The sequence below is a fragment of the Cronobacter sp. JZ38 genome (assembly GCF_008932145.1).
Taxonomy (GTDB): domain Bacteria; phylum Pseudomonadota; class Gammaproteobacteria; order Enterobacterales; family Enterobacteriaceae; genus Cronobacter; species Cronobacter muytjensii.
Window position 1 is genome coordinate 1,699,797 of the sequence record NZ_CP017662.1, and the last position, 25,788, is coordinate 1,725,584.

The following is a 25,788-nucleotide window of genomic DNA, read 5'->3' on the forward strand; positions in this document are numbered from 1 at the left end:
CAACTACGCTTTTCTCTTAAGCCCTTAGCGAAGCGGATAAAAGAGGAAAATCATGACGCTGAAACAGTGGAGCGCGGCAGGTCTGTTGCTGCTGGCGGCAGGCGCGCAGGCGGCCGAGCCGGTGAAAGTGGGTTCGAAAATCGACACTGAAGGCGCGCTGCTCGGCAACATTATTTTGCAGGTGCTGGAAAGCCACGGCGTGAAAACGGTCAACAAAGTGCAGCTTGGCACCACGCCAGTGGTGCGCGGAGCCATTACCTCCGGCGAGCTGGATATCTACCCGGAATACACCGGCAACGGCGCGTTCTTCTTTAAACAGGAAAACGATCCGGCCTGGAAAAACGCGCAGCAGGGCTACGAGAAAGTGAAAAAGCTCGACGCTGAGCAGAACAAGCTGGTCTGGCTGACGCCTGCGGCGGCGAACAACACCTGGACCATCGCGGTGCGTCAGGATCTGGCGCAGAAGAACAAACTGACCTCGCTTGCCGATCTCAGCCGTTATCTGAAAGCGGGCGGTACGTTTAAGCTTGCCGCCTCGGCGGAATTTATCGAGCGCGCCGACGCGCTGCCGGCATTTGAAAAAGCCTACGACTTTAAACTCAACCAGAACCAGCTGCTGTCGCTTGCGGGCGGCGATACTGCGGTAACTATCAAAGCGGCGGCCCAGCAAACCTCCGGCGTGAATGCCGCGATGGCGTATGGCACCGACGGACCGGTCGCCGCGCTCGGCCTGCAAACGCTCACAGACCCGAAAGGCGTTCAGCCGGTCTACGCGCCAGCGCCGGTGGTACGCGAGGCGGTGCTGAAGGCGTACCCGGACATGCCGCAGTGGTTTGAGCCGGTCTTTAAAGCGCTGGATGAGAAAACGCTGCAAACGCTGAACGGCCAGATTGCGGTTGAAGGACTGGATGCCGGTAAAGTGGCGTCGCAGTGGCTGAAAGAAAAAGGACTGGTGAAATAGCGCTCCGGCGCTCGCCTGCAGGAACCGTTTTGTCGATTAGATGCCATAACCGGGTGCTGGTGCTGCTGGCGGCGCTGCTTGCCGCCGCCGCGCTGTTGCCCTTTTTAAATCACGCGCCGAACCGCCTGGTCTCCGGCGCGCCGCTCGGCCTCACTGCGCTGTTTCCCACCGTCGCGCCCGCGCTCTGGGCGTTGCCGCTTTTGCTTTTTCTGCTCGCCTGCGTTCCCGGAAAGCCAGGGGCGTGGCTCGCGCTCATTTGCGCGCAGGGGTTGTTTATCGCGCTGCTTTACGTCACGGGCGCGGAGGCGACGCAGCTTGCCCAGACGGGCAGCCGCCTTGCGCGCACGTCGCCCGGCAGCGGGCTGTGGCTGATGCTGGCCGTCGCGCTCCTTGCCGCGAGCGACGCTATCGGCCGGCTGACGCGTAAGCCCCTCTGGCGCTGGCTGCTGCACGCGCAGATCTGGATAGCGCCGCTGTGGCTGCTGATGAGCGGACACTTCGACGCGTTGTCGCTTCTCAAAGAATACGCCAACCGCCAGACGGTGTTTGATGACGCCACGGCGCGCCATCTGACGCTGCTGTTCAGTACGCTCCTGGCGGCGCTCATAATTGGCCTGCCGCTCGGGATCCTCTGCCATCGCCGTCCGCGCTGGCAGCCGGGCCTGTTTGCGGCGCTCAATATTATTCAGACAGTGCCGTCGGTCGCGCTCTTTGGCCTGCTGATGGCGCCACTCGCCGGGCTGGCGCGGGAATTTCCGACGCTTGGCGCGATGGGCGTTTCCGGCACCGGCATGGCGCCTGCGCTGATTGCGCTCACGCTCTATGCGCTGCTGCCGCTGGTGCGCGGCGTGGTGGCCGGGCTTGGCCAGGTGCCCGCGCCGGTCCTGGAGAGCGCGAAAGGCATGGGGATGTCCGCGCGTCAGCGTTTCTGGCATGTCGAAACGCCGCTGGCGCTGCCGGTGTGGCTGCGCAGTCTGCGGGTCGTGGCGGTGCAGACGGTGGGCATGGCGGTGGTCGCCGCGCTTATCGGCGCAGGCGGCTTTGGCGCGCTGGTGTTTCAGGGGTTGCTCAGCAGCGCGCTCGATCTGGTGCTGCTCGGCGTGATTCCCGTGGTAGCGCTGGCCGTAGTGCTGGATGCGTTGTTTACCTTGGTTATCGGGGCGCTGGAGGCGAAACGAGATGATTGAATTTCAGCAGGTCAGTAAATTTTATGACGGCAGTGCTGCGGTAAAGGATATCAGCCTGACGTTTGCGGAGGGCGCGTTCTCGGTGCTTATCGGCACTTCGGGCTCCGGCAAGTCCACCACGCTGAAGATGATTAACCGCCTGGTGGAGCACGACGCGGGTGAGATCCGCTTTGCGGGCGAGGAGATCCGCCGTTTTTCTCCGGAGGCGCTGCGTCGGCGCATGGGCTATGCCATTCAGTCGGTCGGGCTGTTTCCGCACTGGACGGTGGCGCAGAATATCGCCACCGTGCCGCAACTGCTGAAGTGGCCGAAGGCGCGCATTCAGGCGCGTGTGGATGAACTGCTCACGCTGCTTGGGCTGGCGCCTGAGGCGTTTCGCGACCGCTACCCGCACCAGCTCTCCGGCGGGCAGCAGCAGCGCGTCGGCGTGGCGCGCGCGCTGGCGGCCGATCCGGAAGTGTTGCTGATGGATGAGCCGTTCGGCGCGCTCGACCCGGTGACCCGCACCGCGCTGCAACAGGAAATGCGCCGTATTCATCAGTTGCTCGGGCGCACCATCGTGCTGGTGACGCACGACATCGACGAGGCGCTGAGCCTTGCGCAGCATCTGGTGCTTATGGATAACGGTGAAGTGGTGCAGCAGGGCACGCCGCTCTCGCTGCTGACCGCGCCGCGTAACGATTTTGTGCGTGATTTTTTCGGGCGCAGCGAGCTTGGCGTGCGGCTGTTGTCGCTCAAACAGGTCGCGGAGTTTATCGAGCCGGGGACAGGCGAAGGCGAGCCGGTGGCCGAAACCTTAACGCTTCGCGAGGCGATGTCGCTGTTTGTCGAACGCCAGTGCGAGGCGCTGTCGGTGGTGGACGCGCAGGGCGCGCACCGCGGCGTGCTGCGCTTTCGCCATCTGGTCAATCAGCGGGAGGCGCGGGGTGAATAGACTGCGCGATCCGCTGCTCTGGCTGACGCTTGCGTTTATCGCGCTGCTGCTGGCGATGCCGCACAGCGAAGGGCTGTTCCACTGGCTGTTTCCGGGGCTGTCACGCCCGGTCTACCTGCAGGAGAGCTTTGTGGCGCTGACGCTCTCGCATCTGGGGTTAGTGGTAGTTTCAGGCGCGGTGTCGGTCGCCTGCGGCGTCGCCGTGGGCATTGCGGTGACGCGCCCGTGGGGACGCGAGTTTCGCGCGCTCGCCCAGACGCTTGCCGCCGCCGGACAGACGTTTCCGCCGGTGGCTGTGCTGGCGATTGCGGTGCCGGTGATGGGGTTTGGCCGCGAACCCGCCATCGTCGCGCTGATCCTCTACGGCCTTTTGCCGGTGTTGCAGGGCACCCTCGCGGGGCTCAGCGCAGTACCGGAAGATGTCAAAGAGGTGGCGCGCGGCGTCGGCATGAGCCGCGGGCAGATCTTACGCAAGGTGGAACTACCGCTGGCATCTGGCGTGATGCTGGCCGGGATCCGCACGTCGGTGATTATTAATATCGGCACCGCCACGATCGCGTCTACCGTCGGCGCCAGCACGCTCGGCACTCCAATTATCATTGGCCTGAGCGGCTTTAACACGGCGTATGTGATTCAGGGGGCGGTGCTGGTGGCGCTGGCGGCGATTCTGGTAGACAGACTCTTCGAGCGCCTGGCGCGGGTTATGAACCGGAATGCAGGATAACGGTGTAGCCTGCGAGCATTACGCCGCCGATACCGCCGATGGCCATCAGGACCATGCCGGTTATCAGGCTGATTCGGACTAATTTCATGCTGTGCTCCTTATGTTAACCGCGTAATTATACGGTGAAGCGCGACTGTTAATGAACCTTTAAATGGTGTCAGGTTCATGGAGCGAAAAGATCGCATGGCCCTGCTGGCGCCAGGCGGCGATCTGCTCAAGCTGACGCGGCGCGGGCGGCTCGCCGCACCATACCAGCAGCGTTTTACCGGGGAACAGCTCGGGGCGCAACTGCACCAGCGGCTGCGCCAGCACATCCACCCGCCAGCCTTTTTGCACCGCCAGCCAGGCCTCCAGCCACAGTCGCGTGGCATCCTGATGCCCCCAGCCGACCACCAGCGCGTCGTTGCCGGGCTTTTTCCACGCGGATTGCAGGCAGAACGCAACATAATTAATCAGAATGCCGTCGAGTAAACTTAACAACGCATGCAAAGTGGCATGCTGCAACTGCATCCGGCGGCGCAGCGGGGTATAGAGATGATGCACCAGCATCGGGGCCGGGTAGTCGCGCCCAAGCTCGCTTACCCAGTTTCTGACCTGGCCGACGTTACCGCTGCGTAGTTTCGCAAGCAGCATCTCCTGACGCTCGCGCCAGCCTTCCGGCTCATCCGCGCTGTCGCTGCTAAGCAGCGTTTTAACTTTACTGACCTGGACGCCTTGCTCAATCCAGTGTTTGATTTCGCGGATGCGGTCGATATCCGCCTCGCTGAACAGGCGGTGACCGCCGTCGGTGCGCACGGGTTTGAGCAGCCCGTAGCGCCGCTGCCATGCGCGCAGCGTCACCGGGTTTACTTCGCAAAGATCGGCGACTTCGCCAATCGTATATAGCGCCATACTGGTTCTCTTCCTGGGATCGTACCCGTTAAATGTAGTAGGTGTTGCACGAACCGGGAAAAAGAGTTTAGACCAGACCGGTTACGGGTAAAACGGCAATCGGACATGCTCAACGACGGGGCATGGCACGAAAAAAGGGGAGATGTGCATCCCCCCTTTATTTATGACGCCTGCAGCGCGTCGGTGTGGTGAATTATTTCACCTGCTGCCCCGGTTTGGCGCCGCTGTCCGGGCTTAACAGGAAGATATCTTTCCCGCCTGGGCCCGCAGCCATCACCATCCCTTCGGAGATGCCGAAGCGCATTTTACGCGGCGCGAGATTCGCCACCATCACCGTCAGGCGGCCAATCAGCGCCTGCGGGTCCGGGTAAGCGGAGCGGATGCCGGAGAAGACGTTGCGTTTTTCGCCGTCAAGATCCAGCGTCAGGCGCAGCAGCTTGTCGGAGCCTTCCACAAATTCCGCATTTTCGATAAGCGCCACGCGCAGGTCGATTTTCGCGAAATCGTCAAACGTGATGGTGTCCTGAATAGGGTTGTCTGCCAGTTCGCCGGTCGCCGGCGCGGCCGCGGCTTTCACTTCTTCTTTTGACGCTTCCACTAGCGCTTCCACCTGTTTCATTTCGATACGGTTATACAGCGCCTTAAAGCTATTCACTTTATGGCCGAGCAGCGGGGCGTTGATGCCGTCCCAGGTCAGCCCGGTATTCAGGAACGCCTCGGCGCGCTCGCACAGCTCCGGCAGCACCGGTTTCAGCCAGGTCATCAGCACGCGGAACAGGTTAATGCCCATGGAGCAGATCGCCTGCAGGTCGGCATCTCGACCTTCCTGCTTCGCCACGACCCACGGCGCCTGTTCGTCGACATAGCGGTTAGCGAGATCGGCAAGCGCCATGATTTCGCGAATGGCCTTACCAAACTCGCGGCTCTCCCACGCGTTGCCAATGACGACCGCCGCGTCGGTAAAGGTTTTGTAGAGCGCCGGGTCGGCGAGTTCCGCCGCCAGCTCGCCGTCAAAGCGTTTGGCGATAAAGCCTGCGTTGCGCGACGCCAGGTTTACCACTTTGTTAACAATGTCGGCATTCACGCGCTGCACGAAATCTTCCAGGTTCAGGTCGATATCGTCGATGCGCGAGGAGAGCTTCGCCGCGTAGTAGTAACGCAGGCTGTCAGCGTCGAAATGGTTCAGCCAGGTGCTGGCTTTAATAAAGGTGCCGCGCGATTTGGACATCTTCGCGCCGTTGACCGTCACGTAGCCGTGGACAAACAGGTTGGTCGGCTTGCGAAAACCGCTGCCTTCCAGCATTGCCGGCCAGAACAGGCTGTGGAAGTAGACGATATCTTTACCGATAAAGTGATACAGCTCGGCGTCGGAGTCTTTCTTCCAGTATTCGTCAAAGCTTTCGGTGTCGCCGCGCTTGTCGCACAGGTTTTTGAACGAACCCATATAGCCAATTGGTGCATCCAGCCAGACGTAGAAATATTTGCCCGGCGCGTTCGGGATTTCAAAGCCGAAGTAAGGCGCGTCGCGGGAGATGTCCCACTGCTGCAGGCCGGATTCAAACCACTCCTGCATTTTGTTCGCCACCTGCTCCTGGAGCGCGCCGGAACGGGTCCACGCTTGCAGCATTTCGCTAAACGACGGCAGATCGAAGAAGAAGTGCTCGGAATCGCGCATCACCGGCGTGGCGCCGGACACCACGGATTTCGGCTCGATAAGCTCGGTCGGGCTGTAGGTCGCGCCGCAGACTTCACAGTTATCGCCGTACTGATCCGGGGATTTGCATTTCGGGCAGGTGCCTTTCACAAAACGGTCCGGCAGGAACATGCCTTTTTCCGGATCGTAGAGCTGCGAAATGGTGCGATTTTTAATAAAGCCGTTTTCTTTCAGGCGGGTGTAGATAAGCTCCGACAGCACGCGGTTTTCATCGCTGTGGGTTGAGTGATAATTGTCGTAGCTGATGTTAAAGCCTGCAAAATCGGTCTGATGCTCTTTGCTCATCTCGGCAATCATCTGCTCCGGCGTGATGCCGAGTTGCTGGGCCTTGAGCATGATGGGCGTGCCGTGGGCGTCGTCGGCGCAGATGAAATTAACCTCGTGGCCGCGCATTCGCTGGTAACGGACCCAGACATCAGCCTGGATGTGCTCCAGCATATGGCCGAGGTGGATGGAGCCGTTGGCGTACGGCAGCGCGCACGTTACCAGAATTTTCTTCGCGACTTGAGTCATAGTGAGTATTACGTCTTCTGTGGCAAATGGGGCAGTCATAGTAACCGAATCAACCCGCGTTGAGTACCGCGCCGCGGCAAAAGCGCGCAAAAAAGCAGAGGAAAGAGCGACCTGCGGCGATGCCGTGCGCGGCCATCCATTCAGGGCTGGCGGCTGGCGAAGAGCGGGTTGAGCGCGGGTAAGACGATTTTGGTGTGGCGGCGTCACCATACTCGCTCATCGGACACGGGTGCCCGCCGCTGTGTCTGGTTCAGTGGCTCACTCTTTTTGGCACAGCGCGTTACCGTCAGCCCGTTAAACGGTGGCAGGCGGCTTACCGCGAGCGAAAAAGAGTGCGTTGGGTTATTTATTATCGTGCGAACATTCTTACAGCTGAACAGAAAGCATGCTGGCACATTTGCAAAAAGCAGAAACAAAAATGGAATGATAATTACTAGCGATTAGTTATAATGTCTCGGCGTTAAATAGAGCGAAACACTTTTTCTCCACATTTATTTATAAACTCATCAACGTCGGAATAATATCAAGTCCATTTTTACACAGATGTATCACACGTTATTTACATGCATAAGCAATTACGCATTATTGATAACGTTTATCTGCTGACGCATTCGAGATTTCTTTGATTTGGTTCTGTTTTTGGAATTTGAAAAGGAGGTAATATTTATGATTGGCCCATATTGAGGAGGAGAAATGGTTTTTAATATTGGTAATACATTGATATTTCTATGTAGAACTAAGGAGAGGTTTAGAAATAATTTAATTTTTAATGGAGTCTACGCGTCGTACATTGCTTATCGTCTGTCGTTAATGATGGAGAAAAGTAATGCTTTTTGCCTGCGGGCTTTGATCTGTGGCTTGTTACAGGGTTACACCACGCCTGCCAGGGACAATAAAAAAGCGCAGGACGAGGAAAATCCGTCGCTCATTAACATACAACGCGTAGAACTGAGCGATTGCTCGGTCTTCGAGAGTTTTTCAACGCCGACGCGTTATCGGTTTTATGATTATGATCTTTTGAAAGCGTTAGCTATTTCACAGGAGGATATTTTAATTTCTTCTGTTTTGAAGATAAGTAACGATTTCGATCTGTTTTTGCATAAATCACGCTTGTATGAAAAATTAGAAAATGAGCGAAGCTCTGCATTGCAAGCGAGTTCATTATTTGATGAGTTCGCAATAAGCACGCGCCCTGAAAAATTCTATCCGGGCTTAATGGATGAACTCAGGAAATTAACTGAACTGGATGATTTTTGGTTTTATCTGCGTGCTGATTATATTGAAGGGATGATCAGGACGATTAATTTTGATAAATCATTACCTGTCATGAATGATGAGCATACGCTAAGTTTAGCGCGCCTGCTCTCCACCATTGTGGATATGAAAAACCCTCTTACCTATCATCACTCACTCAAAGTCGGCGAGTTAGCGAGCTTTATTGGTAAGAAGATGTACCTTGATGAAAGAACCTGCAACCGATTATATCTTGCTGGCTTATTGCACGATCTCGGGAAAATCAATACTGCCGATGGCATACTGAATAAATGTGGGAAACTCACGCCGGGCGAATACAGGACTATTCAGCGTCACGTCACGGACACACGCGGCATCCTGCGTAGCATAATTATTGATGAAAGTGTGGTTGACTGGGCCGCGGAGCATCATGAACGTATTGACGGCTCAGGCTATCCCATGAAAAAAAGAGGAGAACAGCTCTCATTACCCAGCAGGATAATGGCGATAGCAGATATTTTTCAGGCGCTATGCCAAAAAAGAACGTATCGTGAGGCGCTTCCTCTCGATAAAGTTTTATCAATTATACGGACAGAATGTGCAAATGGAAAAATATGCTCAAGAACCTTTAGCGTTTTCGAAGAAAATGCTAAAGAGTGCTACGAAATCGCTAAATAAAAATTGGTTGTATGAAAATTTCAATGCTTGTTAACAAAAGAAAAAATAAACGATACCTGGTCGGCACTCTCTTTTTTGCGTTTATTTCATTAATGATTCTGGTGGCAATTACATTCAACCACATACGCGAAGTGTGTAACAATACCATTGAATCCGTCACGGAAATTCTGTTACGTGAGCAGGCGATCAATGACAGTATTGCGTCGATGATTTCAACCTCTACGATGTCGCATATGAATAAACACTGCGAATCAAAAGATCTTTTAGGCGCGCTTTATACCAACCGTAACTTTAACGCGCAATCTTGCAGTAAAATAAATGCTGTGACTTTTGTTGAAAATTATCTTTCCAAAAAAACGCTGCAAAACAGATATTACTCGTCGCCAGAATATGGTTTTGTTTATTTTTTCAATGGCAAAAAATATAATAAATTACAGCCTGCGATGTACAGCGACGTCATTAGTCTCACGGGTAATTTTGCACGATTTCTTTCCTATGAGAAAAGGAAAAAAGACATTTTAGATTTTTGGGATAATCACCTTGAATTCAATGAGATTTATCGTGACTCGGTCAGTAAAAATCTGGTGATGACAATTGCAACGCCTGTCACTAACTCTTATACCCGGGAAGTGATTGGCGTGATGTACACGGACATCAGTGAGGAAGAACTGCAGCAGCATGTATTTAGCAGGAATCCTGCCCCGGAATGGGTCAGCGTTACCGCTAATAATATCTCACACGATCGGCCTGGCCGCTTGTGCGCCACGAAGCATTGCGATGTTCATGCATTATCATTGAACGTACTTCGTCAACCGCTTGCGGAAATTTTCATTCTGGAAGCAAAGGTTGATCTCTACGCTTTTATTAAAGAAAATATAAAAACGTTCTTGGCGGTTTTGCTCGCTTTTTCAATTATTATTACTGCGGTTATAAAAGCAATAAATCTTTTTCTGAACACGCAGAAACATGCCGTCATAGATTCATTAACGCAGGTCTATAACCGTCAGATCATCCCGCATCTGTCCGGTAAGGATTATAATAGCCTCGTCATTTTTGATTGTGATGAATTTAAAGTAATAAATGACACTCACGGACATCTGGTGGGCGATGCGGCTTTAACGCATATCGCCAGCATAATTTCAAGTAACGTCAGACATGAAGATGTCGTCGTTCGCTACGGCGGCGATGAATTTATCGTGCTGTGTACGAATGAAAAAATCCATGCGCGGAAAATGGCGGAAAGAATATGTTCAAAACTTAAAGTTAATCCCCTGGTTTTTGGCGATCTGACTTTGCCGTTATCGATCTCTTTTGGCGTGGCTGAATTTACGGACGATCTGCACACCGCGCTATACAAAGCAGATAAAGCGCTTTATGCGCAAAAACTGAAGAGCCGCTCTCAGAGGAATTGACGCTAAAACCGTCCATTAAAAAACAGGGTTCTTTCGTAAAGGGGCCCTGTTATGAGTAACGACACCGTAAAGGCTGGCTCTATGGTATTTCGTTACAGTCGCCCGGCACATCGCCGCCGGCATCGTAAGCATTATGCTGCCTCGGGTTAAGGCGCCAGCGTGGTTCTTGCATTACGGATGCGCGGATCACATCCTGCGGCGAGACGTAAAATACGCGTCAGCCTTTCTCCGCCGTGCCGGCAGGCATATACCGGTCTGCTTATAGCGCACGGGAGGCCAACGCCGTCGCGCCGTTTAATATCGTCTTACTCCCCGCGACTCTGTTATGATTCTATGACTGCAATTTTTTAACATCAGAACAACAAAGGAGTCGGGATGAATTCGCAATCCCAGGCCAAATCCCCCGAGGCGCTGCGCGCGCTGGTCGCCGGGACGCTGGCCAATTTCCAGCACCCAACCCTGAAGCACAATCTGACGGCGCTAAAAGCGCTGCATCATGTCGCCTGGCTTGATGACACTATCCATATCGAGCTGCAAATGCCGTTTGCCTGGCGCAGCGGGTTTGAAGAGCTTAAAGAGCAGGTGAGCGCCGAGCTGCTACGCCTCACCGGCGCCAGCGCTATCGACTGGAAGCTCTCGCACAGTATCGCCACTTTAAAACGCGTGAAAAATCAGCCGGGCGTTAACGGCGTGAAAAACATCATCGCGATAAGCTCCGGCAAGGGCGGGGTGGGGAAATCGTCCACCGCCGTTAACCTGGCGCTGGCGCTGGCGGCCGAAGGGGCCAAAGTGGGTATTCTCGATGCTGACATCTATGGCCCGTCAGTGCCGACGATGCTGGGCGCGGAAGGCGAGCGCCCGACGTCGCCGGACGGCACGCATATGGCCCCGATTATGTCTCACGGGCTTGCCACTAACTCCATTGGCTATCTGGTGACGGACGATAATGCGATGGTGTGGCGCGGCCCGATGGCGAGTAAAGCGCTGCTGCAACTGTTGCAGGAAACGATGTGGCCGGATCTCGATTATCTGGTGCTGGATATGCCGCCAGGCACTGGCGACATTCAGTTAACGCTCGCCCAGAATATCCCGGTAACCGGCGCGGTGGTCGTGACCACGCCGCAGGATATTGCGCTTATCGACGCCAAAAAAGGCATCGTGATGTTTGAGAAAGTGGACGTGCCGGTACTCGGTATTGTTGAGAACATGAGCATGCACATTTGCAGCAACTGCGGCCACCATGAGCCTATCTTCGGCACCGGCGGCGCGGAAAAACTCGCGGAAACCTACCGCACCCAACTGCTGGGTCAGATGCCGCTGCATATTACTCTGCGCGAAGATCTCGACCGCGGTCAGCCGACCGTTGTCTCCCGCCCCGAGAGCGAATTCACCACCCTTTACCGCCAGCTGGCGGGCCGTGTGGCGGCGCAGCTCTACTGGCAGGGCGAGGTGATCCCCGGCGACATCGCGTTTCGCGCGGTGTAAAGGGCGATAACCTGCCTGAAAAACGCCTCCTTCGGGAGGCGTTTTTTATGGGTCAGGATTGGCGAAAATGCAGCAGTTCGTACGCGCCTTCCGGCGCTTCGCCGCTCGCCTCCCGCACCCAGCCGCGACGCTCATAAAAGCGCAGCGCGCGCGTATTTTTCACCATACATTTCAGCGCGCCGGTGCTGGTAAAGCGCGCCTGTACAGCCGCAAGCAGCGCCGCGCCGACGCCTTTGCCCTGCGCTTCAGGCGCTACAAACAGATGGTGCAGAAAATTATCATTCCCGGCGAGCGACGCAAACCCGAGCCGGTGGCCGTCCTCCTCCGCCACCAGTATGGTTTCGCCCAGCGTGTCGGCGTCGAAATCCTCCAGCCGCCATTCGCTGCCGTCGAGCCACGGCCAGCCCTCGCGTCGGGCGTGTAAATAAATCGTGCGCAGGAAAGGACGATCGCTCTCCTGCCAGGGTCTGATGTTCACGCGCTGCCTCCTTAATAAACGACGCTCACTCACGGTTTTTTGGTTTTCTTCATAGAAAGTTATGGCACAGCAGCGTATTTTACGCGCTCTTAATCGCAGGACCGGAGCGTGGCCGTGTACGAATTTAATCTGGTGTTATTGCTGCTCCAGCAGATGTGCGTGTTCCTCGTGATCGCCTGGCTGATGAGCAAAACGCGGCTGTTTATTCCGCTGATGCAGGTGACGGTTCGCCTGCCGCATAAATTTCTGTGCTACGTGGTTTTTTCCATTTTCTGCATCATGGGCACCTGGTTCGGGCTGCATATTCAGGATTCCATCGCCAATACCCGTGCCATCGGCGCCGTGATGGGCGGATTGCTCGGCGGCCCGCTGGTGGGCGGTCTGGTGGGGCTCACTGGCGGGCTGCACCGTTATTCGCTCGGCGGGATGACCGCGTTAAGCTGCATGGTCTCGACGATTGTCGAAGGGCTACTGGGCGGTATCGTTCACAGCTGGCTGATTCGCCGCGGACGCACCGATAAAATCTTCAACCCGTTCACCGCAGGCGCTATCACGCTGGTGGCGGAGATTGTCCAGATGGGCATCATTTTGCTTATCGCGCGCCCGTTCAGCGAGGCGCTGCATCTGGTGCAAAATATCGCCGCGCCGATGGTGGTGACGAATACCGTCGGGGCCGCGATGTTTATGCGCATCCTGCTCGACAAACGCGCCATGTTTGAGAAATACACCACGGCATTTTCCGCCAGAGCGCTGAAGGTCGCCTCCGCCACCGAAGGGATTTTGCGCCAGGGGTTTAACGTCGAAAACAGCATGAAGGTGGCGCAGGTGATCCGCCAGGAGCTGGAAATCGGCGCGGTCGCCATTACCGACCGCGAGCAACTGCTGGCGTTTACGGGCATCGGCATGGATCACCATCTGCCAGGCAGCCCCATCTCGTCTTCCTGGACGCTGCGGGCGATTGAGTCCGGCGAAGTGGTGTACGCCGACGGCAATGAGGTGCCGTACCGCTGCACGCTGCACCCTAACTGCAAACTCGGCTCGACGCTGGTTATCCCGCTGCGCGGCGAAAACCGCAAAGTGGTTGGCACCATTAAGCTCTATGAGCCGAAAAACCGGCTGTTCAGCTCTATCAACCGCACGCTGGGGGAGGGGATCGCGCAGCTGCTGTCGGCACAAATTCTGGCGGGGCAGTATGAGCGCCAGAAACAGCTGCTCACCCAGTCAGAAATCAAGCTGTTGCACGCCCAGGTCAATCCGCATTTTCTGTTTAACGCCCTCAATACGCTGATGGCGGTGATCCGCCGCGACAGTGACCAGGCGTGCCAGCTGGTGCAGTATCTCTCGACGTTCTTTCGCAAAAATCTTAAGCGCCCGACGGATGTGGTATCGCTGGCTGATGAAATCGAACACGTTAACGCGTACCTGAAAATTGAGCAGGCGCGCTTTCAGTCGCATTTGCGGGTCAGCCTCAGCCTGCCTGACGAACTGCGACACATCCGACTGCCGGCATTCACCTTGCAGCCGATTGTGGAAAACGCCATTAAGCACGGCACGTCGCAACTGCTCGGCACAGGCGAAATCGCCCTGCGCGCAAGCCGCGACGCGCAGCATCTGGTGCTGGAAATAGAAGACAACGCCGGGCTCTATCAACCCAACGCCGACAGCAACGGTCTGGGCATGAGCCTGGTGGATAAACGACTGCGCGCGCGCTTTGGCGACGGGTGCGGCATTTCGGTCGCCTGTGAGCAGGACCGCTTTACCCGAATTACCTTACGTTTACCGCTGGAGGGAACGACATGATTAGCGTGCTGATTGTCGATGATGAGCCGCTGGCGCGGGAAAACCTGCGTCTGCTGCTAAAAGAGGAGCCGGATATCGACGTCGTGGGCGAGTGCGCCAACGCCGTTGAGGCTATCGGCGCGGTGCACCGGCTGCGCCCTGACGTGGTGTTTCTTGATATCCAGATGCCGCGCATCTCCGGCCTTGAGATGATAGGTATGCTCGACCCTGACACCCGCCCGTGGATTGTCTTTCTCACCGCGTTTGACGAATACGCGGTAAAGGCATTTGAAGAACACGCGTTTGATTATCTGCTCAAGCCCATCGAGACCGCGCGCCTGCAAAAGACGCTGGCGCGCATGCGCAACGAGCGGCGTGAGCAGGATATGTCGCCGCTGACCGCCCGGCAGGAGGCGCTGAAATTTATCCCCTGTACCGGCCACAGCCGCATTTATCTGCTGCAAATGGAGGACGTGGCGTTTGTCGCCAGCCGCATGAGCGGCGTGTACGTCACCAGCGGGCAGGGGCAGGAAGGGTTTACCGAACTGACGCTGCGCACGCTGGAGAGCCGCACACCGCTGATGCGCTGCCACCGGCAATATCTGGTCAACATGGCGCACCTCAAAGAGATCCGGCTGGAAGAGAACGGCCAGGCGGAGCTGCTGCTGCGTCATGGCCAGACGGTGCCGGTCAGCCGTCGCTATCTCAAAACGCTCAAAGAAGCGCTCGGATTGCGCGGATAATCACCGGCTGATCACGGCGGTAAAATAAATACCGCCGTTTTGTACATCTTTTTCCTCGCTTGCCGATAACGGAGGATATATCCGTACCAGGCAAAAATGAGGATTTCTTGATGGGCCTGCTTAAAGACTTTTCCATCCGCGCCGTCATGCTGACGGTGCTCGGCGTACTCTGCGTGTTATGGGCGGCCGTGGGCGTCTACAGCGTCTATTCGCTCTCGGCGATGGCCGACGGCAACCGCGTGGACCGCCAGCTGGTGTCGCAAATGACCGTACTTAGCAAAGGTAACGATCAGTATTTCCGCTTCGTCACCCGCTTAACCCGCGCAATGGAGAACGGCGCGCCGGACGCCAAAGCCCTTGAATCCGTCCAGCAGGCGCTCGACAGCATGACGCGCCAGCTCGAACAGTTTAAAAAACTCTCGCCGGGCCCGCTCGATCCTGCCGTGTCGCAGAAAGTGATCGCCGACTGGCAAAAGCTGCTGGATGAAGGCGTGATCCCGCAGATGAAGCTCGCGCGCGAAGGCACGCCAGAGGCGTACCGCGCCCATGCGGGTAAAGTGACCCCGGTCTTCAGCCGCGCGTTTGGCGCGAGCGCCGAGAAATTCAACGCCGCGGCAGGCAGCAAGCTTGACGCCACGCGTGAAAATGTCGACAGCATGACCGCCACCACCAAAACGGTCATTATCATCGCGGTTATCATCGGCCTGCTGCTTCTGCTGCTGACTGACCGTTATCTGGTGGCGCTGCTGGTCAAACCGCTTGAGAAAATCCGCAACCACTTCACCCTGATCGCCGGAGGCGATCTCAGCCAGCCCGTCGAGCCGTTTGGTCGCAACTGTGTCGGGAAACTGGTGCCGCTGCTGACCGCGATGCAGGATCAGCTGCGTGAAGCCGTAAGCGCCATCCGCCACGGCAGCGAGAATATCTGGCGCGGCGCGTCGGAAATCTCCGCCGGCAATAACGATCTCTCCTCGCGTACCGAAGAACAGGCCGCCGCGCTGGAGCAGACCGCCGCCAGCATGGAGGAACTCACCTCCACCGTGCGCCTGAATGCGGAAAACGCGCGTCAGGCGAGCGAGCTCGCGCATGCTGCCTCGGAAAACGCCGGTAAAGGCGGCCAGCTGGCGCAGAACGTTATCGAGACCATGCAGGGGATCTCCGGCAGTTCGAAGAAAATTGCTGACATTACCAGCGTGATCAACAGCATTGCGTTCCAGACCAACATTCTGGCGCTCAACGCCGCCGTTGAAGCGGCGCGCGCGGGCGAACAGGGGCGCGGCTTCGCGGTCGTGGCGGGCGAAGTGCGTAACCTCGCGAGCCGCAGCGCCGAGGCTGCCCGTGAAATCGAAACGCTTATCACCGAATCGGTCGAACGTATTGATAAAGGTTCTGAACTGGTGAACGCGGCGGGCGATTCGATGGCTGAAATCTATCGTGGCGTCTCCAACGTCAGCACCATCATTAAGCAGATTGCTTCTGCTTCTGAAGAACAGAGCAAGGGCATCTCGCAGGTGGGCCTTGCCATCACGCAGATGGATACCGTTACCCAGCAGAACGCCTCGCTGGTGGAACAGGTTTCCGCCGCCGCGGCTGCGCTGGAGCGCCAGACCGAAGAACTGCAAAGCACCGTGCAGAAATTCCGCCTCTCTGCCTGATCTCGCACTCTGTCTCATAAAAAAGCCGCCCGTGAGGGCGGCTTTTTGGTTTATTCGTATGGAACGATAACTGCCTGCTGACGTTTAACTTTAGCTATGAGATAACTCACATAAAAGAATCACATAGCCTTTATTGAGAATATTCTTAATTTTTTTGTTGGGATAAATTTATAGCCTTTCACTACCACAAACCCTGCAAGGAAAAGCCATGTCAGATTATTTATCAGGGATGAAATCACCTGACAATCTCCCTTCTTTCACTAAGCCAGTAACATGGGGCGGTCCGGGTTTAGTCGATTTTGATTTTGATGCGTTAGCAAAAGAACTGGATCGTACACGTGATTTTAGCCGCGTAGGGATCATCTATTCCAACGGAATCAGCGAATGGCTTGTAAGACCTTCACGACGTATCGCGACGCCAAATCAGACTACGGTAAGCCATGTCATTGTTACTAAAGTAAATGATATATCACCCCAGAATGCGGCAAAAGCAGTTACAAAAACGTTGCAGACTCCTTCACTTACAACAGAAATAACTTCTACGGCAATATCTTGTGGAGCGTTAGTTGCGACAGCATTTATCGCAGTAAGTGCAACGCTCGTCATTCCTTTTACTGCAGGGGCGACAGGTATTATCGCGGGAATTATGACTGCAGGGACAGTTGCTACAGGTTTCCAGTGCGCAGTAGGTGTCGGTCGCTTATTCGCGATGGGATACGGTTATGAGGAAAATGTTGCCTGGTTAGATTCTCAGGATTGGTATACCTCTACGATGACAGCGTTAGATATAATATCTATTGCTGGAGCAAGCGTTGCTCTGAGAAGTACAATAAAAGCCTATATGGCGATGAAAACAGGTTCCTCAGCGAAAGCCCTTGACTGGCTCAGGACGTTGAGCAGGCATGAACGTAAACGAATAACTATTGAGATCATACGCAATAGAAATCCCGGTATTTCTAATGATGGGATTAAAGCGTTAATTAAGGCGGGTGCTTATCCAAGCCGATACCCTACCGAAGCCTTACAAAAGAGCTTGCAACACGAATTAATCAAAGCATTTAATAATGCCTCTGCTTTTGCTGGGAGTGCCGTTTCCGGTACTATCAGAAATCCGCAAAATTTACCTAAATCCGGCCAGTTTGTTATTGGTCTTATCCAGTCGTTTTCACTGGCAGGGAGTCGTTGGATCAAGGATGTCTAATTATTTAAAACAAAGCATTGAGTTGGGCCGTTTTGTTGAAAATGGCCTTAAAACCAGGCGAACAGACGCACTTGAGTTACTTAAGGCGCAACTTAAAGAAAAAGTGAGCTTGCCAATGGGCTGGCAACGCTTTGGTTTTCCCTTAATTTCCAGCATGGCGTTGTCGGTAGTAAGTTTCGCCATTCCACAAGTTTATTTTTGGGTGGCTGTTTCGCATAGCCTGTCGTTGCCAGAACCCACCTTTATTATTGGTATGTTGATAACTAACTTACTATTTTGCCTGCTAATAATTCCAGCAATGATGTGGATAGCAAGGGGATATTTACGCGCGTTACAGCTTTATCTGGGACTCATTTTTGTTGCACTTCTGGCCAGCCTGATTTTTTTTATTAGTGTCATGCTATCTCTTCACTCGCCTGGTGATGTCGGGCGCTGGAATATTTTCGGGTCACTGTCGGGAATAACATTAATGGCGCTTAGCGTCCGTTGTGTTAATAGCGAATCCTTCGTTAAAACGATTGCGCTTGGCCTGCATAATCGTATCTTGCGCGAACAAACTTCTTTGCACACACATCAGTTCAATGAAATAAAGCAGTAACAGAGCCTGTGACAGGGAAAACGTCATAGTACTTACCGCCACATAAAAAAAGCCGCCCGTGAGGGCGGCTTTTTGGTTTATTCCAGCCCCAGCGCGGCGCTGATATGCGCTATCTCCTGACGCCACTGCGCCTGTAAGGCGGGTTTTTGATGACGCGGTTTGCGTGCGAGATCGGCGAAGAGCCGCGCTTCCAGCTCGACTAACCGCTCCAGCAGATGCGTGTCGTGCTCTGGCTCCGGCGTTTCCAGAGCAGGGGTTGCATTCGCCGGGGCAGCCTCCGTGGCCGCTGGCGCTTTACGCAGTCGCGCCAGCAGCGCCTCCATATTATGCCACTCGCTGAGAACGCCATCTTCAACAAGCCAGAAGCGGTTACAGCTCGCCTCCAGCAGTGCCCTGTCGTGCGTCACCAGCAGCAGCCCGCCCTCAAAGGTTTGCAGCGTTTGCGCCAGCGCCTCTTTGCCCTCCATATCCAGATGGTTGGTCGGCTCGTCGAGCATCAGCAGCGAATAGCGCGCAAGCGACAGGCCGACAAACAGCAGGCGTGAGCGCTCGCCGCCGCTGAGCGTCCTTACCTGCTGCCCGTGGCGCGCCCACGGAAAACCGGCGCTGATGAGCGCCAGCTTGCGCGTTTGCAGTTCCGGCGCAAATGGCGACAGCGCCTCCAGCAGCGTGGCGTCGTCAGGCAACTGATACAGCGACTGGTCGTAATACCCGAGCGACACGCGCGGATGAAACGTAACGCCCGGTGTGGCCGCCTGCGCCTGCCACTGCCGCCACAACAGGCGCAGCAGCGACGATTTGCCGCAGCCGTTATAGCCGAGCAGCGCCACACGATCGCCGCTTTTAATACGCGCAAGCGGCAGGGTAAAGAGCGTTGGTGTGCCGGGCGCGGCGCTGACCGCCAGGTTTTCCATTTCCAGCAGACGATCCGCCGCCAGCGCGTCGCCGGCAAGCGTCAGTTGCCAGCGGCTGCCCTGCGCCAGTTCGGTTTGCTCCTCCTTCAGACGCGTGACCTGTTTTTCCATCTGTTTGGCTTTGCGCGCCAGATCTTCGTTGTCATACACCTGGCCCCAGGTGGCCAGCCGTTTCGCGCTGGCCGTGACGCGATCTATCTCTTTTTGCTCCGCTTTACGGCGCAGCGCGTCGCTGTCGTCACGCGCCGAGAGCGCCGCGCGTGCGGCAGTGCAGGGGAGATCGAACGTGTGCAACTGGCCGTCGCGCAACACCCAGGTGCGGTTGGTGACGCTGTCCAGCAGCGCGCTGTCATGGGAGACCAGAATAAAGCTGCCGTTCCAGCGCGACAGGAACTGCTCCAGCCACAGCAGGGTGGGCAGATCGAGATGGTTACCAGGCTCGTCGAGCAACAGCAGATCGGGCGAGACAATCAGCGCGCGCGCCAGTAACAGCCGGGTATGCTGACCACCGCTCAGCGATCTGGCGGTCAGCGTCCAGGCCGATTCGGCAAAGCCCATGCTTGCCAGCAGCGCCTGCGCCCGCCAGGCGTTACTTTCTCGCTCGGTTTCAGGCAGCCGCGCCAGCAGCGCCTCCAGCAGGGTCTGATGATGCAGCATCCCGGGCAGATGCTGCTCCACGCGCGCCAGCAGGCAGCGCGCCGCGCGCGTCACGACGCCTTCGGCAGGCGAAATCGTGTCGTCCAGCGCTTTTAATAGCGTGCTTTTCCCGCAACCGTTATGGCCGATAAGCCCGATACGGTCGCCTTTTTTCAGGGTGAAAGAGACAGAGTTCAGCACCGGACCGAACGGAGATTCAATACGCAGAGACTGCGCAGTCAGTAATGTGCTCATCGCTTACCCAGAATTTTCAGGCGCAGAAACGCCTCGTCAAACATCGCTGACGATAATCTGGTAAGCCCTGGGAAGGGATTAGGTGATGGGATCTTCGCTCAGGGGCCAGTTATCGCAGCACGATACCGGTGATGCCTGAGCTCTGGCGATCGCCAAAATGATGTGAATAGTCAAACAATTCACAGCACAGCATAAGAGTCCTCCTTTTATATTCATCAGGTTAATAGGTAGAGCGAGTGTAGCGAGCGGCGTGTTTTTTCGCCACTCCTGTTATTAAGGGGGGCGCTGGATTTCGGGAGGGAGAGAAAAGCGCCTGAAACCTCGCAAGCGTTTCAGGCGGGGGAGTTAGCGGTGATAAAAAATGTCGCCGTTCATGGCGCGCACGACTTTGCCTTCGGCGTCGGTGATAAGCACGTAGTAGCCGCCCATGTAGGTCCAGTGGGTGCCCGCTTCCGGCGCGGGCAGGTTGCGAATTTGCCACTGTTTAATGTTGTACTGTTCGGTCCGGTAGAGATCCGGCACCACGTCGCCAATGGTGAATTTACGTGAATCGGAGATAAACTCTTTTACCTCATAGCCATCAATGGTTTTCGGTTTTACACCGTCTGCGGCGAATGCAGAAGCCACCGACATCAACAGCACTCCCGCTACGATCATTCTGGTTTTCAACATACCTTCTCCACATGTCAGGGCCCGCGCCCCGTTGATTTCTGTTACCGTCAGGCCGCCATCTTCCAGCGCCATCGCCCGTGGGGCAAGGCTAATTATGTATAAAAAAATGAAGCGGATAGCAATCGGCGCAGTGAATCGCTACAGGTTTAACAGACACCTCTGAGTCATTTAAGATGGCTTAAAGAGAGGTGCCCATGAGCGGTAAGCGTTATCCTGAAGAGTTTAAAATTGAAGCAGCCAAACAGGTGATTGATCGTGGTCATTCTGTTTCCAGCGTTGCAACACGTCTCGATGTCACCACCCACAGCCTTTACGCCTGGATAAAGAAGTACGGCCCGGATTCTTCCACTAATAATGAACAGTCAGATGCTCAGGCCGAGATCCGCCGCCTCCAGAAAGAGCTGAAGCGGGTTACCGACGAACGAGACATATTAAAAAAAGCCGCGGCGTACTTCGCAAAGCTGTCCGACTGAGGTACGCCTTTATCCGCGACAACAGGTGTTGCTGGCCTGTTCGTTTGCTCTGTCGGGTTCTGGATGTCCATCCGAGTGGATTTTATTTTTGGTTTCAGCAGCCATATTCACAGCGTCACCAGGCAGACCAGATGTTGACCGGGCAGATCAAACAGTTCTGGCTTGAGTCTGGCTGTGTCTATGGTTATCGCAAGATCCATCTCGATCTGCGTGATACCGGACAGCAGTGCGGAGTGAACCGGGTCTGGCGACTGATGAAGCGTGCCGGAATAAAAGCTCAGGTTGGGTATCGTAGCCCACGGGCACGTAAAGGCGAAGCCAGCATCGTGACACCCAACAGGCTCCAGCGGCAGTTCAATCCGGACTCACCGGATGAGCGTTGGGTGACGGACATAACCTACATCCGAACCCACGAAGGCTGGCTGTATCTGGCCGTGGTGGTTGACCTGTTCTCCCGAAAAGTTATCGGCTGGTCAATGCAACCCCGCATGACAAAAGAGATTGTCCTGAACGCATGACTTATGGCGGTGTGGAGGCGTAATCCTCAAAAACAGGTACTGGTTCACTCTGATCAGGGCAGTCAATACACGAGCCATGAGTGGCAGTCGTTCCTGAAATCACACGGTCTTGAAAGCAGCATGAGTCGTCGCGGTAACTGCCACGACAACGCGGTTGCGGCGAGCTTTTTCCAGCTACTGAAACGCGAACGGATTAAGAAAAAGATCTACGGAACGAGAAACGAAGCCAGAAGCGATATTTTTGATTACATCGAAATGTTTTATAACAGTAAGCGTCGGCATGGTTCGAGCGAGCAGATGCCACCGGCTGAATATGAAAACCTATATTATCAACGGCTCAGAAGTGTCTAGATTATCCGTGGCGATTCAATATTATTAACCTGGCACGTAAAAAGAACTCAGCTAAAGGCATTAGTTAAGTCTGGAAGATCAAGAATATCAATATAAGTTTCTGGCAAATCTGAAAACCTTGCTTATACGGTTATGTTGTGACGTTTTTGGTCTTTAGTATTTTCTCCCTTTTACTGGCGTTGTTTGTCTTTTGCTCCTGTCTTGCGTGAAGAAGGCAATGCCGGACAGGGCCAGTAATTGGAAGCTTGCGACAATGACCACTTTCCTACGCTTTGTACACCCTAAGCGGAATACAAGCGGATGAACTCATTAAAGCGCTTGATTACGTGATGCAGCTATTTCGAGTGTGATAACTGCTGTAATAAATCGAAAAATCTTGCACCCTGCCTACGGCCCCGGTTACACTAAGAACTTACAACTTGTTTGTGTGTAACTCATTGTTTTGTAATTGATTTGACTCGGGGTGCCCTTCTTTGTGAAGGCTGAGAAATACCCGTATTACCTGATCTGGATAATGCCAGCGTAGGGAAGTCAGATGCCTGTCCGGTATCCCGTCTTCGCGCCTGGCAGGAGAGAATCATGTCTTCTGACCTGCTTTGCGGCACCCATGCCGCGCCTGTTGTCACTCAACTTTGCCGTCACGCTCCGCTGGTTCACTGCATCACTAATGATGTGGTGCAAAATTTCACGGCTAATGTCCTGCTCGCACTGGGCGCCTCGCCCGCAATGGTTGTGGATGCCGACGAAGCCGCGCAGTTCGCGGCCATCGCCGATGCCCTGCTGATTAATTTAGGTACGCTCACGCGCCCGCAGCAGCAGGGAATGCGCGCGGCTATCGACAGCGCCCGTGCGGCGGGAACGCCCTGGACGCTCGACCCGGTCGCGGTCGGCGCGCTGACGCTTCGCACGGACTTCGCGCATGAGATTCTGGCGCAAAGGCCCGCGGCGATCCGCGCGAACGCATCGGAAATCCTCGCGCTGGCCGGTGTGAGCCGTGGCGGACGCGGCGTTGATGCCACCGAGAGCGCGCATCACGCCCGTGAAGCCGCGGCTGTGCTGGCTCGTCGCAGCGGCGCCGTCGTCGCGGTGACCGGCGAGGTCGATTACATCACCGACGGCGAGCGTATGCTGGCGGTCAACGGCGGCACCGCGATGCTGACGCGCGTGGTCGGCACCGGCTGCGCGCTCTCGGCGGTAGTGGCCGCCTGCTGTGCGCTGCCGGGCGATCGTCTTGAGAATGTCGCGACGGCCTGCTGGCTGATGAAGCGCGCGGGCGAACAGGCGCTTGCTGTCGCGAAGGGGCCGGGCAGTTTCGCGTCCGCATTGCTCGACAGCCTGCATGCGCAGGCGTTCGGAGGTCACCATGCAACGCATTAACGCGCTGACTATCGCCGGCACCGACCCGAGCGGCGGGGCGGGTATTCAGGCGGATCTGAAAACCTTTTCGGCACTGGGCGCTTATGGCACCTCGGTCATCACCGCGCTGGTGGCGCAGAACACGCGCGGCGTGCAGTCCGTGTACCGTATTGAGCCGTCGTTTGTCGCCGCCCAGCTCGATTCGGTGTTAAGCGACGTGCGTATCGACACCACTAAAATCGGCATGCTGGCCGAAACGGACGTGGTTGAGGCCGTGGCGGAGCGGCTCTCACGCTACCGGGTGCGCAATATCGTGCTGGATACCGTGATGCTTGCGAAAAGCGGCGATCCGCTGCTGAGCCCGTCGGCGGTGCGTACGCTGCGTGAACGGCTGCTGCCGCAGGTGGCGATTATCACGCCAAATCTGCCGGAGGCGGCGGCGCTGCTTGATACCGCCCACGCCCGCAGCGAGGCGGAGATGCGCCAGCAGGGCGAGGCGTTACTGGCGCTCGGCTGCGGCGCGGTGCTGATGAAAGGCGGCCATCTCAATGATGCCGAAAGCCCGGACTGGCTCTTTACCCGCGACGGCGCCACGCGCTTTACTGCGCCGCGCGTGGCGACGAAAAACACGCACGGCACCGGCTGTACGCTCTCCAGCGCGCTGGCGGCGCTGTACCCACGCCACTATGACTGGGTGCAAACCGTGACAGCGGCGAAAGCGTGGCTGACAAAAGCGCTGCAACAGGCGGATAGTCTGGAAGTAGGGGAGGGGATCGGGCCTGTCCATCATTTTCATGCATGGTGGTGAACCGTGCCAGCAGAATAAACTGAAAATGCGCTCAGGTCTGGCAATCTGTGCTATTCAGTACCAGGCTTAGACTGCCCGGTCAGCGGGTGGGTAAGGATCTTTTCGTCCGGCGGGCGTCGTCCGCCGACAATTACGGGAGCGTATGATGACTGATATTGCGCAGTTGCTCGGCAACGATGCCGATAGCCTGTTACAGCACCGCTGTACGACCATTTCCTCCGACCAGCTTTATCTGCCAGGGCCGGATTATGTCGATCGCGTAATGATCGATAACAACCGGCCTCCGGCGGTATTGCGAAATATGCAGACTCTCTATAACACCGGGCGCCTCGCGGGCACCGGCTATCTTTCTATTTTGCCGGTGGATCAGGGCGTCGAGCATTCGGCGGGCGCGTCGTTCGCAGCTAACCCGATGTATTTCGACCCGAAAAACATCGTCGAGCTGGCCATTGAAGCGGGCTGCAACTGCGTGGCCTCAACCTATGGCGTGCTGGCGTCGGTGTCGCGTCGCTACGCGCACCGTATTCCTTTCCTGGTCAAGATTAACCACAACGAAACCCTGAGCTACCCGACGCAATACGATCAGACGCTGTATGCGAGCGTTGAGCAGGCGTTCAATATGGGCGCGGTGGCGGTGGGGGCGACTATCTATTTCGGCTCCGAAGAGTCGCGTCGCCAGATTGAAGAAATTTCTGCCGCGTTTGAGCGCGCGCATGAGCTTGGCATGGTGACGGTGTTGTGGGCGTATCTGCGTAACATCGGCTTTAAGAAAGATGGCGTGGATTACCACTCCAGCGCCGACCTGACCGGTCAGGCAAACCATCTGGCAGCGACCATCGGCGCGGATATCGTGAAGCAGAAAATGGCGGAGAATAACGGCGGCTATAGCGCGCTGAAATTCGGCTATACCGACGATCGCGTCTATAGCAAGCTGACCACCGATAACCCTATCGATCTGGTGCGCTACCAGCTGGCGAACTGCTATATGGGCCGCGCGGGGCTTATCAACTCGGGTGGCGCGTCCGGCGGCGAGGCCGATCTCACCGATGCGGTACGCACGGCGGTTATCAACAAACGCGCGGGGGGCATGGGGCTTATTCTGGGGCGTAAGGCGTTTAAGAAAACGATGGCCGACGGTGTGAAGCTCATTAACGCGGTGCAGGATGTGTATCTGGACAAGAAAGTGACGATTGCCTGACGGCGGTGTGGTTACGCATTGAAAACGCGCCTGCGGGCGCGTTTTTTGTGGGTGGGGTAAATAGTGTGGCGAGGTAAACGGTGGGTGCGCTGCGCTTACCCGCCCTACGAAACCACAAAAGCCACCGCCGATGCCGTGTGTTTTCCCTTGCGGCTGCCCTTTGGCCGCGAGCCGGGATTGTTAAGGGGGCGGCGGCGAGCCCCCTTAAGACGTTCGCGTGAGTAAACGTGACAGAGAGAATCCGCGTTGTGGCGAACGGAACAGGTCACCAGGCGTACATATTCCTGAGTTCCATGGTTCACCCGTATTGAACAGGCAATGCCTTTGATTTGATGGCGGTGCTGATGGTGGGTGCGCTGCGCTTACCCACCCTACGAACCACAAAAGCCACCGCCGATGCCGTGTGTTTTCCCTTGCGGCT

Annotated in this window: 21 protein-coding genes, 1 pseudogene and 1 riboswitch; of the genes and pseudogenes, 16 read left to right on the forward strand and 6 right to left on the reverse strand. The window is 56.0% G+C overall.

Features of this window, described 5'->3' with window-relative positions; translation table 11 throughout:
- The first annotated feature begins 52 nt into the window (after positions 1-52).
- From BJP61_RS08020 to BJP61_RS08035, 4 genes are read left to right on the forward strand one after another with little or no spacing between them, the layout of a single operon-like run.
- On the forward strand, positions 53-961 hold the full coding sequence (locus tag BJP61_RS08020) for an ABC transporter substrate-binding protein (RefSeq protein WP_075192813.1): 909 nt from the start codon (positions 53-55) through the stop codon (positions 959-961).
- A 29-nt stretch (positions 962-990) separates the two neighbouring features.
- Entirely contained in the window at positions 991-2,148 is a 1,158-nt protein-coding gene (locus tag BJP61_RS08025; RefSeq protein WP_171998112.1) for an ABC transporter permease, read from the forward strand.
- Positions 2,141-3,082, forward strand: a complete 942-nt coding sequence (locus BJP61_RS08030; protein ID WP_161579867.1) for an ABC transporter ATP-binding protein — start codon at positions 2,141-2,143, stop codon at positions 3,080-3,082. Before BJP61_RS08025 ends, BJP61_RS08030 begins: the two co-directional genes overlap by 8 nt.
- Entirely contained in the window at positions 3,075-3,806 is a 732-nt protein-coding gene (locus tag BJP61_RS08035) for an ABC transporter permease (RefSeq protein ID WP_171998113.1), read from the forward strand. The genes BJP61_RS08030 and BJP61_RS08035 overlap by 8 nt, the downstream gene beginning before the upstream one ends.
- On the opposite strand, the gene BJP61_RS08040 is transcribed toward BJP61_RS08035, so the two are convergent.
- The 3 genes from BJP61_RS08040 to metG form a co-directional block, all read right to left on the reverse strand.
- Positions 3,784-3,894: a protein YohO gene (locus BJP61_RS08040; RefSeq protein ID WP_032967300.1), complete on the reverse strand. Its 111-nt coding sequence runs from the start codon at positions 3,892-3,894 to the stop codon at positions 3,784-3,786. The genes BJP61_RS08035 and BJP61_RS08040 overlap by 23 nt on opposite strands.
- Before the next feature lie 59 nt (positions 3,895-3,953).
- On the reverse strand, positions 3,954-4,697 hold the full coding sequence (locus BJP61_RS08045) for a MerR family transcriptional regulator (protein WP_038861860.1): 744 nt from the start codon (positions 4,695-4,697) through the stop codon (positions 3,954-3,956).
- A gap of 193 nt (positions 4,698-4,890) precedes the next feature.
- Positions 4,891-6,924, reverse strand: coding sequence for a methionine--tRNA ligase (gene metG, locus BJP61_RS08050; protein WP_075192818.1), 2,034 nt, complete (start codon positions 6,922-6,924; stop codon positions 4,891-4,893).
- Positions 6,925-7,617: 693 nt separating this feature from the next.
- Between metG and BJP61_RS08055 the strand changes: the two genes are divergently transcribed.
- The 3 genes from BJP61_RS08055 to apbC all read left to right on the forward strand — a co-directional run bounded on the left by BJP61_RS08055 (position 7,618) and on the right by apbC (position 11,732).
- Positions 7,618-8,835 (forward strand): HD domain-containing phosphohydrolase, encoded by a 1,218-nt coding sequence (locus BJP61_RS08055; RefSeq protein ID WP_171998114.1) that lies wholly within the window; start codon positions 7,618-7,620, stop codon positions 8,833-8,835.
- Between the two features lie 23 nt (positions 8,836-8,858).
- Complete coding sequence (locus tag BJP61_RS08060) at positions 8,859-10,247, forward strand: diguanylate cyclase (RefSeq protein ID WP_171998115.1); 1,389 nt, start codon at positions 8,859-8,861, stop codon at positions 10,245-10,247.
- Between the two features lie 375 nt (positions 10,248-10,622).
- On the forward strand, positions 10,623-11,732 hold the full coding sequence (gene apbC / locus BJP61_RS08065) for an iron-sulfur cluster carrier protein ApbC (RefSeq protein ID WP_038861870.1): 1,110 nt from the start codon (positions 10,623-10,625) through the stop codon (positions 11,730-11,732).
- A gap of 52 nt (positions 11,733-11,784) precedes the next feature.
- Here apbC and BJP61_RS08070 read toward each other — a convergent pair whose 3' ends face one another.
- The gene (locus BJP61_RS08070) at positions 11,785-12,210 is read right to left on the reverse strand and encodes a GNAT family N-acetyltransferase (RefSeq protein WP_075192821.1); all 426 of its coding nucleotides are present in this window, start codon (positions 12,208-12,210) and stop codon (positions 11,785-11,787) included.
- 114 nt (positions 12,211-12,324) lie between these two features.
- Between BJP61_RS08070 and BJP61_RS08075 the strand changes: the two genes are divergently transcribed.
- The 5 genes from BJP61_RS08075 to BJP61_RS08095 all read left to right on the forward strand — a co-directional run bounded on the left by BJP61_RS08075 (position 12,325) and on the right by BJP61_RS08095 (position 18,186).
- Positions 12,325-14,010, forward strand: coding sequence for a sensor histidine kinase (locus BJP61_RS08075; RefSeq protein WP_038862343.1), 1,686 nt, complete (start codon positions 12,325-12,327; stop codon positions 14,008-14,010).
- The gene (gene btsR, locus BJP61_RS08080; protein WP_038861875.1) at positions 14,007-14,732 is read left to right on the forward strand and encodes a two-component system response regulator BtsR; all 726 of its coding nucleotides are present in this window, start codon (positions 14,007-14,009) and stop codon (positions 14,730-14,732) included. Before BJP61_RS08075 ends, btsR begins: the two co-directional genes overlap by 4 nt.
- Positions 14,733-14,842: 110 nt before the next feature.
- A complete protein-coding gene (locus BJP61_RS08085; RefSeq protein WP_038861878.1) occupies positions 14,843-16,387 on the forward strand; it encodes a methyl-accepting chemotaxis protein in 1,545 nt (514 codons plus the stop codon).
- A gap of 208 nt (positions 16,388-16,595) precedes the next feature.
- Positions 16,596-17,588, forward strand: a complete 993-nt coding sequence (locus tag BJP61_RS08090; protein ID WP_161581351.1) for a hypothetical protein — start codon at positions 16,596-16,598, stop codon at positions 17,586-17,588.
- Positions 17,581-18,186, forward strand: a complete 606-nt coding sequence (locus tag BJP61_RS08095) for a hypothetical protein (protein ID WP_075192825.1) — start codon at positions 17,581-17,583, stop codon at positions 18,184-18,186. The genes BJP61_RS08090 and BJP61_RS08095 overlap by 8 nt, the downstream gene beginning before the upstream one ends.
- A gap of 77 nt (positions 18,187-18,263) precedes the next feature.
- Here the strand turns inward: BJP61_RS08095 and BJP61_RS08100 are convergent, their stop codons facing one another.
- Together BJP61_RS08100 and BJP61_RS08105 are read right to left on the reverse strand one after the other, a co-directional pair.
- Positions 18,264-19,991, reverse strand: a complete 1,728-nt coding sequence (locus tag BJP61_RS08100; RefSeq protein WP_171998116.1) for an ABC-F family ATP-binding cassette domain-containing protein — start codon at positions 19,989-19,991, stop codon at positions 18,264-18,266.
- A 345-nt stretch (positions 19,992-20,336) separates the two neighbouring features.
- Positions 20,337-20,663: an RcnB family protein gene (locus tag BJP61_RS08105; protein ID WP_038861885.1), complete on the reverse strand. Its 327-nt coding sequence runs from the start codon at positions 20,661-20,663 to the stop codon at positions 20,337-20,339.
- Between the two features lie 194 nt (positions 20,664-20,857).
- On the opposite strand from BJP61_RS08105, the pseudogene BJP61_RS08110 reads away from it, so the two are divergent.
- The 4 genes and pseudogenes from BJP61_RS08110 (at position 20,858) to fbaB (ending at position 25,367) form a co-directional block, all read left to right on the forward strand.
- Positions 20,858-22,005, forward strand: a pseudogene (locus BJP61_RS08110) (IS3 family transposase).
- Between the two features lie 449 nt (positions 22,006-22,454).
- Positions 22,455-22,551: riboswitch (TPP riboswitch) on the forward strand.
- Positions 22,552-22,584: 33 nt separating this feature from the next.
- On the forward strand, positions 22,585-23,382 hold the full coding sequence (gene thiM, locus BJP61_RS08115; RefSeq protein ID WP_171998117.1) for a hydroxyethylthiazole kinase: 798 nt from the start codon (positions 22,585-22,587) through the stop codon (positions 23,380-23,382).
- The gene (thiD, locus tag BJP61_RS08120; protein ID WP_038861890.1) at positions 23,369-24,169 is read left to right on the forward strand and encodes a bifunctional hydroxymethylpyrimidine kinase/phosphomethylpyrimidine kinase; all 801 of its coding nucleotides are present in this window, start codon (positions 23,369-23,371) and stop codon (positions 24,167-24,169) included. Before thiM ends, thiD begins: the two co-directional genes overlap by 14 nt.
- A 145-nt stretch (positions 24,170-24,314) precedes the next feature.
- The gene (fbaB, locus tag BJP61_RS08125; protein ID WP_171999275.1) at positions 24,315-25,367 is read left to right on the forward strand and encodes a class I fructose-bisphosphate aldolase; all 1,053 of its coding nucleotides are present in this window, start codon (positions 24,315-24,317) and stop codon (positions 25,365-25,367) included.
- Positions 25,368-25,788 lie beyond the last annotated feature (421 nt).

Bases quoted from the DNA above. Each gene is read 5' to 3' on its own strand.
- BJP61_RS08020 (WP_075192813.1), top strand. From the start codon at position 53: ATGACGCTGAAACAGTGGAGCGCGGCAGGTCTGTTGCTGCTGGCGGCA.
- BJP61_RS08030 (WP_161579867.1), top strand. From the start codon at position 2,141: ATGATTGAATTTCAGCAGGTCAGTAAATTTTATGACGGCAGTGCTGCG.
- BJP61_RS08040 (WP_032967300.1), bottom strand. From the start codon at position 3,894: ATGAAATTAGTCCGAATCAGCCTGATAACCGGCATGGTCCTGATGGCC.
- BJP61_RS08045 (WP_038861860.1), bottom strand. From the start codon at position 4,697: ATGGCGCTATATACGATTGGCGAAGTCGCCGATCTTTGCGAAGTAAAC.
- metG (WP_075192818.1), bottom strand. From the start codon at position 6,924: ATGACTCAAGTCGCGAAGAAAATTCTGGTAACGTGCGCGCTGCCGTAC.
- BJP61_RS08055 (WP_171998114.1), top strand. From the start codon at position 7,618: ATGGTTTTTAATATTGGTAATACATTGATATTTCTATGTAGAACTAAG.
- BJP61_RS08060 (WP_171998115.1), top strand. From the start codon at position 8,859: ATGCTTGTTAACAAAAGAAAAAATAAACGATACCTGGTCGGCACTCTC.
- apbC (WP_038861870.1), top strand. From the start codon at position 10,623: ATGAATTCGCAATCCCAGGCCAAATCCCCCGAGGCGCTGCGCGCGCTG.
- btsR (WP_038861875.1), top strand. From the start codon at position 14,007: ATGATTAGCGTGCTGATTGTCGATGATGAGCCGCTGGCGCGGGAAAAC.
- BJP61_RS08085 (WP_038861878.1), top strand. From the start codon at position 14,843: ATGGGCCTGCTTAAAGACTTTTCCATCCGCGCCGTCATGCTGACGGTG.
- BJP61_RS08090 (WP_161581351.1), top strand. From the start codon at position 16,596: ATGTCAGATTATTTATCAGGGATGAAATCACCTGACAATCTCCCTTCT.
- BJP61_RS08095 (WP_075192825.1), top strand. From the start codon at position 17,581: ATGTCTAATTATTTAAAACAAAGCATTGAGTTGGGCCGTTTTGTTGAA.
- BJP61_RS08100 (WP_171998116.1), bottom strand. From the start codon at position 19,991: ATGAGCACATTACTGACTGCGCAGTCTCTGCGTATTGAATCTCCGTTC.
- BJP61_RS08105 (WP_038861885.1), bottom strand. From the start codon at position 20,663: ATGTTGAAAACCAGAATGATCGTAGCGGGAGTGCTGTTGATGTCGGTG.
- thiM (WP_171998117.1), top strand. From the start codon at position 22,585: ATGTCTTCTGACCTGCTTTGCGGCACCCATGCCGCGCCTGTTGTCACT.
- thiD (WP_038861890.1), top strand. From the start codon at position 23,369: ATGCAACGCATTAACGCGCTGACTATCGCCGGCACCGACCCGAGCGGC.
- fbaB (WP_171999275.1), top strand. From the start codon at position 24,315: ATGACTGATATTGCGCAGTTGCTCGGCAACGATGCCGATAGCCTGTTA.